Source organism: uncultured Sphingobacterium sp. (genome assembly GCF_964277905.1).
GTDB classification, from domain to species: domain Bacteria; phylum Bacteroidota; class Bacteroidia; order Sphingobacteriales; family Sphingobacteriaceae; genus Sphingobacterium; species Sphingobacterium siyangense.
The window spans coordinates 125,185-137,983 of record NZ_CAXYKD010000001.1 but is presented as its reverse complement, the minus strand read 5'-3'; the positions used below and the strand labels follow the sequence as shown (position 1 = coordinate 137,983).

Genomic DNA, 12,799 nt, shown 5'->3' with positions numbered 1-12,799 from the left:
TAATTATTAATAGTGACACTTACCACACTCAAGACCACCGATCATGGCTGCAGTCATTTTCTCACCTTTCTTAATTCTTTCGTGTGCTTTAATCAAATCTTCATAGTATTTGTTATCCGATTTGATATCTGTCTTTTTGTGACAATCAACACACCATTTCATCGTCAATGGAGAGTATTGGTATACTTCTTCCATATTTTGGATTGGACCGTGACAAGTTTGACACTCAACACCAGCTACCACAACGTGTTGTGAGTGGTTGAAGTAAGCAAAGTCAGGTAAGTTGTGAATACGAACCCATTGAATTGGTTTCGGATTGTTACCGTAAGTACGCGTATCAGGATTCCAATCCAATGCACGATAGATTTTAGCAATTTCCGGAGAAATCTCACCATCATAATGCTCTGAAGCAGTGATTGTATTGTGACAGTTCATACATACGTTGGCCGATGGAATAGACGCATTTTTAGATTTAAATGCTCCACCGTGACAGTATTGACACTCAATTTTGTTAACACCAGCGTGGATTTGGTGAGAGAACTTAATTGGTTGAACCGGCTGATAGCCTTGGTGAACACCAACGTTCCACATTGTTTTCCAACCACCTACAGCTAATAATGCAACTAACATCAAGACTGTAAAGCCAACCAACTTCTTGTTTTTAACGAATGCTTTCGCAAACTTCACAAAACGTTGGCTATCTTCTGGCTCTTGTTGCGCAGCAATAGCTTCTTGGTTTTTAGCAATTACATTTTCTAAGGTACGGATCACACGATTCAACACCACGATAACCACTACAGCCAAAACAACAACTGCGATCAAGCCCAAAATCATGAACATAGATGCGTTATCATCTTTAGCAGCAGCTCCATCTTTGTTTGGATCCTTCGGTTTCTCCTTAGAAGCATCTGTGATATACGCTAATACCGACTTGATCTGATCGTCAGATAAATCAGTAAAAGAAGTCATCACAAGCTTGTTGTTCTCTTCGAAGATTTTAACTGCATCAGCATCGCCAGACGCAATTAAAGCCTGAGAGTTCTTGATCCACTTGATTAACCAAGCTTCGTCTTTCGTCTCTGGAATCCCCTTTAAAGCAGGACCAACCACTTTTCTGTCAATGGCGTGACAGGATGTACACTTAGATTTGAAGATTTTTTCACCTTCCTTGACATCTTGCGCATGCAACGTCGTAACGGCAAATAATAGCATCAAACTCGTTGACACCACCCTCGCAAGGCTTCCCAAAACGGATGAGATAGTTCTCATATTTAGCACTTTATACTATTTATTTGTGAATGTAAAAAATTAACTCCCATGGTTAAAGGAGCCACTACCCCCCTAACAATGCCACAAAAGTATGATTTATTAACAAATCGCTGACAATTTTGTGACCTTTAATATCAATTTATAATCATTCTAAACAAATGCGTTTAAACTAGGATAAAACAACATTAAACTATTAAAGCGGTCCCATCGCTACAACTTTTCATTTGGATAGCTACTCAAATATAAGACAATTCCATGACAATTTAAAATACTCAAAATAACGGATCGCAGAAGACACAAAAAGTTTTTTTTCGTCTTTATTTCCGTAACTTTATCAAGATGAATGGAGAACTTTATCAAGACGAATGGAGATCTGGTCAGGGTCAAGTCCCAAGCTAACAATAAAAAAATCTGGATGATGTCTTTATATAGAAGGAATAGTTCATCCCTGTTGGGTAGTTCCTAGTAAAGCCAGCTTCAAGACTAAACACACAACAATCATGGAAACTAACAAAGAATACAACCCCTTAAGTAAAGAAGAGGAATACATTATTATACATAAGGGAACTGAAAGGCCTTTTACCGGTGAACTTTTAGACAATAAGCTCAAAGGAACTTATATCTGCCGCCGTTGTGACAGCCCACTATACCGTTCGGAGTCAAAATTTGAATCTGGATGTGGCTGGCCAAGTTTTGATGATGAAATTCCCGGGGCAATTACAAGGATCACCGATGCCGATGGTCGCCGCACTGAAATCCTGTGTAGTAGATGTGGCGCGCATTTAGGCCATGTATTCCTCGGAGAAGGCTTTACGACAAAAAACACGCGTCACTGCGTTAATTCTATTTCAATGAAATTTGTGGCCGATACTACGAAGTAACTTTCACTTTAGTCGACTCACGAACTTTCAGTTCACAAGGCAACACCATTCTACGTGTTGCTTTTATTTTACCCTGAAGACGAAGCAACAAAATATTGATCAGATTCTCAGCAATATCCTTGATCGGCTGCGAAACAACCGTAATAGCAGGTTCGACCAGCTTAAAAACCGTATGGTCGTCAAAAGCAATCACCGCCGGCATCGTAAAATTAAATTTTTTGGAAGCCTTCAAACCCGAAATCGCCAGATAGTTTGTGGAGAACAAAACAGCATCCAGCCTATTTTCACAGATAAACTCCCGCAATAGTTCCATTGCTTCTTCATCCGAAGCATCCATCTGAATCTTTTGAATAAAACTTTGTTGCTTATTATTATCCATAGCCTTCATATAGCCATCTGAACGCTCTTTCATTTGGGTCTGATCCGAATAGAGCGATACAAATCCGATACGTCTATAACCCTGTTGACACAAATGGTTACTGGCATCAAAGGCTCCCTGAAAATTGTCCGCACCTACATAGTCTGTTTCAAGACCCGGAAAATAACGGTCGAAGAGCACAACCGGAATATTATTTTGCTGCAACTGCTTTACTGTATCTTCCAAACCATCGGAAGGCGTAATAATAAAACCATCTACCTGCCGATCGTAAAACATCTGGATTAACTCCTTCGCTTTTTCCACATCATTGTTGGTGCTACAATAAATAATACGATAGCCCTGCTCATAGACCTTACTTTCGATCAGACGTGCTATATTTCCAAAAAAAGGATTGGAAATATCTTCGATAATCAAACCTAGAATCTTCGTCTTCCCTGTGCGGAGACTTTTTGCCAATTCGTTGGGCTTATAGCCGACCTTTTTGACATAGTCCAAAACCCGCTTAGTCAAAGCCTCACTAATACGCTTTTCTTTTGCCTTATCATTCAAAATAAAGGACACAGTAGTTACAGAAATCCCCAACGCCTTTGCGATATCACTGATCAGAATACGTTTCTTCATGTAGTAGTAGTAGGTTTGTTAAGTTTTTTATTACGAAGCTTACTAAAGTAAAAAATTTAACGACAATTTACTAAAATAATAATAAAATTGCGCTAAAAGGTTTTATTTACTAATTTTAAGCAGTTTTCAAATACCCGAACAAAACCTATGACAGGAAATAAACTACTCAAAACAGTGTTGGGCACACTAATTTTGCCATTTTGTGCGCAAGCCCAGCAAAATCTTACACAATATGTCAACCCCTTTATTGGGTCAGCGGATCATGGTCACGTCTTTGTTGGTGCAAATGTACCTTTAGGTGCAGTACAATTGGGACCTACCCAAATTCCACAGATTTGGGACAAGTTCAACGGATGGGACTGGTGCAGTGGATACAATTACAAAAGCCAGGAAATTTTGGGTTTTACCCATACCCACCTGAGCGGAACAGGTATCGGTGACCTCAACGACCTCATGATCGTTCCAGCCAACGGAAAATTACAATTAACGCCAGCGGAATTCAATAAAATGAATACAGGTTATGGCTCTTCCTTCAAAAAGGAAAATGAGGTTGCCAAACCCGGATTCTATAGCGCTTATTTAGATGACTATCAGGTACAGGCCAACTTGACGGCAACCGAACGTGTAGGCTATCATCAATATCGCTATGAAAAAACAGACAATGCACATATTTTGGTCGACTTAGGTTACCATATCAATTGGGATAAACCGACAGACACCTACATCAAACAGGTTAACGACTCGACCTTTGTTGGTTATCGCTTTTCAACAGGATGGGCAACTGACCAAAAATTGTATTTTGCGATCAGAACTTCCCAGCCGATACAAAAAGTAAGATTTTTCGACGGTAAAGAAGAGAAATTAGGCCAAACAACATTTAAAGGACAGGCAATCAAAGCGGCTTTATTCTTTGATGCTGTTAAAAACAAAACCATCGAACTTAAAGTCGGTATTTCTCCAGTAAGCTCGACCAATGCCCTGAATAACATCAATGCAGAGATTCCAAGCTGGAATTTTGAAAAAGTAAAACAAGAAGCGGATCAACGTTGGAACAAAACCTTAAATAAGATTCAATTTGAAGCCGACAAAGATACGAAGACAATCTTCTATACCGCATTATACCATACCTACTTTGCTCCTACCATCTTTAACGATGCAAATGGCGATTACTTAGGAACCGACAAACAAGTATACGAGAAACAGGATTTTGTCAACCACACGGTATTTTCGCTTTGGGACACCTACCGTGGGCTTCACCCGCTGATGACCATCTTGGAGGACCGTAAAATCAACCAGGATTTTATCAAGACGATGTTGGCTATCTATCAACAACAAGGTAAATTGCCAATGTGGCACTTACAAGGTAATGAAACCAACACGATGGTGGGTCTACCTGCGATTCCAGTCATTGCAGACGCTTTCTTAAAAGGAATTATTGACGAGAAAGATTATCCTTTGGTCTGGGAAGCTGTAAAGACAACAGCCATGGGCAACGATCACGGCCTGAAATATGCACGTGAACTGACTTACATTCCGATCGACAGCATGCCGAATGAATCTGTAGCATGGGCATTAGAATATGCGATTGCTGACTTTGGTACTTATAAAATTGCCGAAAAATTAGGTAAAACAGAAGACGCTGCCTATTTCAAAAAACGCTATAAACTTTACGAACAGTATTTTGACAAAGAAGTAGGTCATTTCGTCGGTAAAAAAGCCAATGGCGAGTTCCGCAGACCTTTCGACCCATTAATGGCCAAACACCGCGAGAATGATTATTGCGAAGGAAATGCATGGCAATATACCTGGTTAGTACCTCAAGATGTCAAAGGTCTGATCAATCTTTTCGGTGGTGAAGATAAATTTTTGAAAAAACTGGATTATTTTACGACCATGTCATCGGATCTTGGCGGTGAAGCCTCTCCAGATATTTCAGGATTAATCGGCCAATATGCGCAAGGTAACGAACCAAATCACCATATCCCTTACTTATATGCTTACGCTGGACAACCTTGGAAAGGTGCAGCCTTAGTCCGTAAAGCGATGACGGAGTTCTACACAAACAGCCCAGCTGGTCTATGTGGCAATGATGACGTCGGACAAATGAGTGCGTGGTATGTGTTCTCAGCAATGGGCTTCTATCCACTGAATGCAATGAGCGGTGTTTATGTCTTCGGATCTCCGATGATGCAACATGCGAATATCAATTTACCAAATGGCAAAACGTTAGCTATCGATGTTAAAAATCAAGGTAAAGCAAATCAATACATTAAATCGATCAAATTGAATGGTAAACCTTATGCTAAGTCGTTCATTACACATGCACAGCTTTTAGAAGGTGGACAGATGGAAATCGAGATGAGTGCTACGCCAAACAAAAACTTTGGTAAAAACAAAGCCGATTGGCCTTCAAGCATTGACAATAATTAACTGAAATATTGTCAGTAAAACATTACTGGATTAATATTTGTTAATACCTTAATAACATATTTAAGGAGAAACAAAACATGGCAGATTACAAAAACATCAATATACAAGATATCCCCGATGGAGGTGATAATCCAAAAGACTTCTATGAAACTTTTAAAGAGCGCTTAGAAGATTTAGAAACATTTCCAAAGGACTATACGTATAAATTTATCTTACCAAAAGATCAGGACCATTTCAATCAAATCCAGCGCGTATTTGATGACACAGGTGCTCAGTTTGATTTTAAGGACTCCAAAACCGGTAAGTATACTTCAATTACGGTAAACTTGAACGTAAAAGACGCCGATCAGGTAATCTACTTCTACAAAGAAGTAGCGAAGATAAAAGGTGTTATCATGTTATAAAAGAACAAAGAAGGCTGTCGAATTGACAGCCTTCTTTGTTCTTTTATAACATGATATTAAATCCCCCGAAACAACTCAAATGTAAATAAGGAAGGATAATTTCTCGGCAGCTCGGTGCTCAGATTATGTAAGGGGAAATTATCGTTTCTGATTTTGCCATCAGGATCCATCAAGATATAACGTGGTATTCCATTGAATTTGAACAGCTCACGCAAAGCCAAATATTCATCGGCCGATACGATGTAGCTTTCGGACATGTGATTTTCAACCGTATACTTGTTATAGAAGTTTATATCAGGTGTCCCACTGCTGTCTGTCACGAATACGAATACCAAGTTAGGGTTATCTTTAAGTTTCACGCGTTTGTCCCGCATCGACTCAATCCCGGAGCGACAAGGGCCACACCATTGCGCCCAAAAATCAACCACCACCACTTTGCCTCGATACTTGTCGGTCAACTTCTTAAATAGGTCCGCAGATGCTGTTTGGGGCAAAACATAACCATTCACTGTCTCCTTTAAACGTGCTGTCAGTGCCTGCGCTTCCTTTCTCAGATTCTCATTTGGGAGTATGGCCAAAAGATCTGTAGCGAGTTGCTCCATTTTGAGAGTGTCACGTAAATTCGACAGCCTTGATCTTAATGTTCGAAGCTTGGCTATCTCTGTTATCAATGTACTTGATATTATTGGATTGGCCTGTCTATTGGCCGAATCCAACACAACATACATATTTCCCATCCGCTGCTTATTCAGCTCCCGATGATATTTATCCAGACTGAACAACGGTGAATATTCGAAACGATTAATAAAAGTCGAAAACTGAGAAGGTACCAGTAATACAGGATCATTCAGATCAAGCCGTTTTATAAAGTCAAAATAATTTTTCGGAAGTGGTTCTTTAAGGTTAGGGTTTATAGTATCTCCCCTTGAAAACTGCTTTCGATACGTTTGAATATCCAATAACTGAATCGCATAATTAAGTTCAACCTCGCTTTTGATGATATGTTTTATTTTCTTTGAATACTTTGTTTTGGCCAATCGATTATCTACGTCTTTTTGTACTGTTACCCAATTTGTCAGAATCTGATCTTTCGTGTGTTGTATAGGCTGCTCCTTTAGTAGCTTTTCCAAAGCTTGATAAAACTCCTTCTGATGATTTTCCCATTTGAAGTCCAATAGTTGTTGATTTTCCAGTGCGAGTGAACCTTTATACGTTATAAATTCTAATTTGTTGTCTAGAGAAACTTTAAACATCATTGCTATGGTCTGTCCGGGCTCAATATAATATTCAAACATATCATCATTGAATACCACGTAAGACATTTCTGAATTCGTCACAATATAGCTCGCTTCAAAGCGGCCATCTGGCTGAATTTGAATAGTTGTAGGATAATCTTCTCGCGTCAATTGATTGCTACTATAGATAATACCACTCGTAAAGCCAAGCATTGGGTTATAACCATCGATATGACCGATGATTCGTACTGAATCTGATCTAAAAAAATTTTTTTCGTAATTTTTGAGATTTGTTTTGACCTTTGCCTTGGAAAGCTCCTTTTCGATCCAACTGTAAGCCCTTTTATCACCGATATTCCCAGAAGTTTGCGCTACCACAAACGACATACTCAAAAATGTCAAAAAAACGACGAGATGAAATTTCATAATTTAGGTTTTTTAATCCCATTAAGATAAACATTACATCTTAAAGAAAATTACCGAGTCCATAATTTATCGTATTTTTTTATTTTCCATAAAAAAAGCCCGCTTAAAGCGAGCTTTTCATATCATTTGAAAGGAATAAACTTATTCTTGTCCAGCACCAGCTACAGGAGCTTCACCGGCAGGTTTATCCTGCTTTGGTTTGTCTTCTTTCGGAGGACGAGGCAATAACGCTTTACGCGAAAGCTTCATTTTACCTTGTTTGTCGATATCCAACAATTTAACCGTTACTTTATCACCTTCTTTGAAGATACCGTCCATTGTTTCAAGACGTTTCCAGTCGATTTCAGAGATGTGCAATAAACCATCTTTACCAGGCATGATTTCAACGAAAGCACCGAATGGCATAATTGATTTCACTTTACCTTCGTAAGTTTCACCAATCTCTGGTTTAGAAGCGATTGCTTTAATACGACCTACTGCATCATCAATAGCCGCTTTATTATCTGCAAATACTTGAACAACACCTTTGTTATCAACTTCTTCGATCGAAATTGTAGCACCGGTCTCACGTTGCATCTCTTGGATAATTTTACCACCTGGTCCGATTACAGCGCCAATAAATTCTTTATCGATCAACAATTGAACGATACGAGGTGCATGTGGTTTGTAATCTTCACGTGGAGCAGAAATTGTTTTCTTCATTTCACCTAAGATGTGTAAACGCGCTTCTTTTGCTTGATCCAAAGCTTGCGTCAACACTTCCCATTTCAAACCATTGATTTTTAAGTCCATTTGACAAGCAACGATACCTTTTTCTGTACCAGTTACTTTAAAGTCCATATCACCTAAATGATCTTCATCACCTAAGATATCCGATAAGATCGCATATTTACCAGTTTTCTCATCAGAAATCAATCCCATGGCAATACCTGAAACTGGCGCTTTCAATTTCACACCGGCATCCAAAAGTGCCAATGTACCAGCACATACCGTAGCCATTGAAGAAGATCCATTTGATTCCAGGATATCAGAAACAACACGGATAGTATATGGATTTTCACTGTCTGCAGGAAGTACCTGTTTCAATGAACGCATAGCCAAGTTACCGTGACCAACTTCACGACGACCAGGACCTCTATTAGGTCTTACCTCACCTGTAGAGAATGCAGGGAAGTTGTAGTGAAGAATAAATTTGTTATAACCGTTGATAAAAGCACCATCGATCATTTGTTCATCGTCTTTAGCACCTAAAGTAACCGAAGTCAATGATTGTGTTTCACCACGTGTGAATACTGCCGAACCGTGCGCAGCAGGCAAGTAATCCACTTCAGACCAGATCGGACGTACAGTACGTACATCACGGCCATCTAAACGCATACCTTCATCCAAAACCAGGTTACGGACAGCATCATACTGAACATCGTGGAAATATTTTTTAAATAAGAATGCAGTATCATCATCCAATTCCTCTGGCATTGTTGCTCTGTACTCTTCCGCGATTTTTGCGAAGTTCTCAGAACGGTCATGTTTGGCAGAAGCAGATTTTGCAATAGCATAAACCTTATCGTAAGTAGCTGCAAAAATAGCATCTCTCAATTCAAGGTTTTCAGGCTCATGGTTATACTCACGCTTAACAGTTTTACCAACTAAGTTAGCCAGCTCTACTTGAGCAGCAACTTGTTTTTTGATAGCTTCATGAGCAAAAGCAATTGCTTCTACCATTTCAGCTTCAGAAATCTCTTTCGCCTCACCTTCAACCATACCGATATCTTGTGCAGAACCAGCAACAATAAACTCTAAAGTTGCATTTTCAAGCTCAGACAATTTTGGGTTGATAACCAACTGACCGTCAATTTTCGCAACACGAACTTCAGAAATTGGTCCATTGAAGGGAATATCAGAAACAGCAATAGCTGCAGAAGCAGCCAAGCCCGCTAAAGCATCAGGCATAATATCTTTATCTGCAGAAATCAAGCTGATTGCAACTTGTGTATCTGCGTGATAATTTTCAGGGAACAAAGGACGTAATGCACGGTCTACCAAACGTGAGATCAATACCTCATAATCTGACAATCTAGCCTCACGACGTAAGAAACCTCCTGGAATACGGCCAGTTGCCGCATATTTTTCTTGATAATCTACAGAAAGGGGTAAAAAATCAACGCCAGATTTCGCTTCTTTAGCTGAAACAACTGTTGCAAGCAACATCGTATCACCTTGTTTTAATACTACAGCCCCATCAGCCTGTTTTGCCAATTTACCTGTAGACAATTCGATCTGGGTGCCATTACCCATATCGATGGTCGTTTTAATTTCGTTGTAATTCATTTAATCTTGTTTGCGACATGCTTTTCATCTTGTTGGCAGCATGCCAATATTTTAAATACATTAGATTTCAGCACAAAGGTAAATTAAAATATTAAGATTAGTGCAATTAACAGCAGGCTAAATCATCAAACCATCGGAATACGGCAGCAACCGCCTTAATCCGTCAAGCAATGAATCGATTGAAGTCTTCTCAAGTTCTCTTATTTCTCGAAAAAGGCTTCCAAAGGCTTATCAATTATAACGAGGAATCTAGCCTATCGCGTAGTATAAAACAATTTAAGACAAGTATAAAACATGGCTATCATTTTCGGAGATTCCTCGGTGCTTCTTCGGTACTTGTTCGGAGCTTGTTCGGTACTTCTTCGGTTGAAAGCGAAGAAACAGCGAACAAGCTCCGAGGAAAAAACGATTAAATAACGACTAAATAGTGAAACTGAAGTAAAGGACAAGTAGCCCAATCTCGTCCGCTAACCTAAGGAAGTCCTGAACAACTACAAAAGTCATGACGAACAGAAAACGACCATGCTGATGCAAAAAATCCAATAACAATTCGGGCACGATAAGCACAACAAAAAAGCCATCCAAAAATTGGATGGCTTTCTTAACACCTTTGTATTAAAGCTTATTTGATAATATCACGTAAACCTAGACCTTTAATGATCGCACGGTAACGGTTGATATCTTTCTTGTAAAGATAAGCTAATAATGAACGACGTTTACCTACTAACATTTGTAGGGCACGTTGTGTACCGAAATCTTTTCTGTTTTTTTTCAAGTGCTCAGTTAAGTGAGCAATTCTCTTAGTGAATAAAGCAACTTGACCTTCAGTAGATCCTGTGTTTGTAGCTGATCCAGCAAATTCCGCGAAGATATCAGCTTTGTACTCTTTACTTAAATACATTTCCTGAATAATATTAAAGCGTTAAAAATTTTATTAATTGGCTGCAAAGATAGCAAAAATCTTCGGTTGCCAAAATAATTTAATAAGCAAAGGTTCAGCTACTACTAAACCTTTACGTAGATTTTCTTCTTGTCCAACCAATAGCAGATTACCCACATCAACGTTAAGAAACAGAGTGAATAAACAAAAGAACCAACTTCTGGTATCCCAGGCACTTTCGCGCAAACATATTTATAAAACCAGGCAAAAGCGTCGAGGTATTTTTGTGTACCATCTTCTTTTACACCATCAGGAATACGGAACAATCCCAAAAAGCGTGGTAGAATACCGCTTAATACAAAGATGAATAACGGATTTTTACCAAAAACATCAAAAAACTGTGTCAATTTATTTTTGACACCCTGCACTTCAATAAACCAGATCATACCACCTAGTGTCATGGTTGCCAAACCTGTTGTATAGAGCACATAGGAACTCGTCCATATTTTTTTATTGATCGGAAAACCCAAGGCCCATATCCAAGCCAATACGACCAAAATAAATCCGGTCACAAACATCCCTGCCAGCAATTTAAAATGAGGTTCATTAGAAGCCGGCACTTTGGACCACAGCCAATCCACCTGACCTTGCTTTTTAATAAATACACCAACTAAATAGCCAAAGACAACCTGAACAATTGTCGGCAAGGTACTCATCAGCCCTTCAGGATCAAATGGCACCCCCTCCCCTTTGTAAACATGCGGCAAACCTAGGATTGCTATATCATACTTTGTACCGAACCAGCCCTCCAAGCTATAGGGATCTGCTCCTCCGGCTATTGCACAGGTTGCCCAATATAACAACAGTATGATTGCCGAGATCCAGATAATCGTTTTTTCTTTAAAATAATAAGCTAAAATCGAAGCAAAACAATAAGCAACTGCGATGCGTTGGAGTACACCAAAAATCCGAATTCCCCGGCTCGGATCCGTTCCGTCCACCCATTGTTTAAAAACCAGCTCCGCACCATCCCATTTCACAAAAGGCCACCAATTGATGAAAAGTCCAATCGCAAAAATCAAGATCGTCCGTTTAATTACTTTTTGCCAAAATACTGCCGGTCCCGCCTCCTGTAAACGAGGTATAACAAAAGACATGGCATTACCTACTGCGAAAAGAAAAAAAGGAAAAACCAGGTCTGTAGGTGAACATCCATGCCATTCTGCATGTTTTAGCGGTGCAAACATATGAGCCCATGTCCCCGGATTATTCACCATAATCATCAGTGCCACAGTAGCTCCACGAAAGACATCCAAGGAGTAATAGCGTTGTTTCATAATCAGATTGTATAATTAAAAGGTAAATATAACGTATTTGCCCTTCATTTTTATGCGCAATCCACAATTTAATGGCATAAACAGGAAGGTCAAACGATAACATTGTTACAATAACAAACGTTTGCATAGATTTAATGGCTAAGAATCAAATACTTTTTAAATATTTTTAAAAAGTATTTGAAACTTAACGGTAAATAACTAATTTTAACCAACAACTTTTATACTAACCATATTTTGTTGTTTGAACGAAGCAGTCAGAAATAACCGTCTGGCTATAAAAAACTATTAACGAAAGTACCTTAGATTAACAGTGAACATCAGGTGTAATTCCATGGATTTGCGCATCACAAAACAACTTTATTAACCTTAAATAATAGAAAATGAATTTATTACACAAAAAAAACAAGCAAAAAAGCGAGTGAACTGGCTTAGTACAATTTCCAAGCAAGCACAACGAACTTTAGTAATTCAGCGAGAGAGGCAAGTATGCTATTCAATCTCTCGGCTTCCTGAAATGAAGTAAATCCTATTTTAAGTTGCCCACAAAGTGAAAAAGAAATTATTTAAATAATCTTAAACTGTAAAGAAAAGCCTTGACAATTATCTGAT

Annotated in this window: 9 protein-coding genes; 3 read left to right on the top strand and 6 right to left on the bottom strand. The window is 38.9% G+C overall.

The window, feature by feature from the left end; translation table 11 throughout:
* Positions 1-6 precede the first annotated feature (6 nt).
* Complete coding sequence (locus tag ACHWSC_RS00460; RefSeq protein WP_046674139.1) at positions 7-1,269, bottom strand: cytochrome c3 family protein; 1,263 nt, start codon at positions 1,267-1,269, stop codon at positions 7-9.
* 500 nt (positions 1,270-1,769) lie between these two features.
* On the opposite strand from ACHWSC_RS00460, the gene ACHWSC_RS00455 reads away from it, so the two are divergent.
* Positions 1,770-2,150, top strand: coding sequence for a methionine-R-sulfoxide reductase (locus ACHWSC_RS00455; RefSeq protein ID WP_376749019.1), 381 nt, complete (start codon positions 1,770-1,772; stop codon positions 2,148-2,150).
* Here ACHWSC_RS00455 and ACHWSC_RS00450 read toward each other — a convergent pair.
* Complete coding sequence (locus ACHWSC_RS00450) at positions 2,140-3,150, bottom strand: LacI family DNA-binding transcriptional regulator (protein ID WP_075991038.1); 1,011 nt, start codon at positions 3,148-3,150, stop codon at positions 2,140-2,142. The two genes, ACHWSC_RS00455 and ACHWSC_RS00450, sit on opposite strands and share 11 nt — an antisense overlap.
* 147 nt (positions 3,151-3,297) lie before the next feature.
* Here ACHWSC_RS00450 and ACHWSC_RS00445 point away from each other — a divergent pair, with 147 nt between their 5' ends.
* Both ACHWSC_RS00445 and ACHWSC_RS00440 read left to right on the top strand, forming a co-directional pair.
* Positions 3,298-5,580: a GH92 family glycosyl hydrolase gene (locus ACHWSC_RS00445; protein WP_394675456.1), complete on the top strand. Its 2,283-nt coding sequence runs from the start codon at positions 3,298-3,300 to the stop codon at positions 5,578-5,580.
* 77 nt (positions 5,581-5,657) lie between these two features.
* Positions 5,658-5,984, top strand: coding sequence for a DUF493 domain-containing protein (locus ACHWSC_RS00440; protein WP_145327846.1), 327 nt, complete (start codon positions 5,658-5,660; stop codon positions 5,982-5,984).
* A 56-nt stretch (positions 5,985-6,040) separates the two neighbouring features.
* Here the strand turns inward: ACHWSC_RS00440 and ACHWSC_RS00435 are convergent, their stop codons facing one another.
* The 4 genes from ACHWSC_RS00435 to ACHWSC_RS00420 form a co-directional block, all read right to left on the bottom strand.
* A complete protein-coding gene (locus ACHWSC_RS00435; RefSeq protein WP_394675455.1) occupies positions 6,041-7,645 on the bottom strand; it encodes a thioredoxin-like domain-containing protein in 1,605 nt (534 codons plus the stop codon).
* 141 nt (positions 7,646-7,786) lie between these two features.
* Positions 7,787-9,973 (bottom strand): polyribonucleotide nucleotidyltransferase, encoded by a 2,187-nt coding sequence (gene pnp, locus ACHWSC_RS00430; protein ID WP_075991035.1) that lies wholly within the window; start codon positions 9,971-9,973, stop codon positions 7,787-7,789.
* A gap of 622 nt (positions 9,974-10,595) precedes the next feature.
* Positions 10,596-10,874 carry a 30S ribosomal protein S15 gene (gene rpsO, locus ACHWSC_RS00425; protein ID WP_046674145.1) on the bottom strand — a complete coding sequence of 93 codons (279 nt, stop codon included), beginning with the start codon at positions 10,872-10,874 and terminating at the stop codon, positions 10,596-10,598.
* A gap of 104 nt (positions 10,875-10,978) precedes the next feature.
* Positions 10,979-12,190: an acyltransferase family protein gene (locus ACHWSC_RS00420; RefSeq protein ID WP_394675454.1), complete on the bottom strand. Its 1,212-nt coding sequence runs from the start codon at positions 12,188-12,190 to the stop codon at positions 10,979-10,981.
* Positions 12,191-12,799 lie beyond the last annotated feature (609 nt).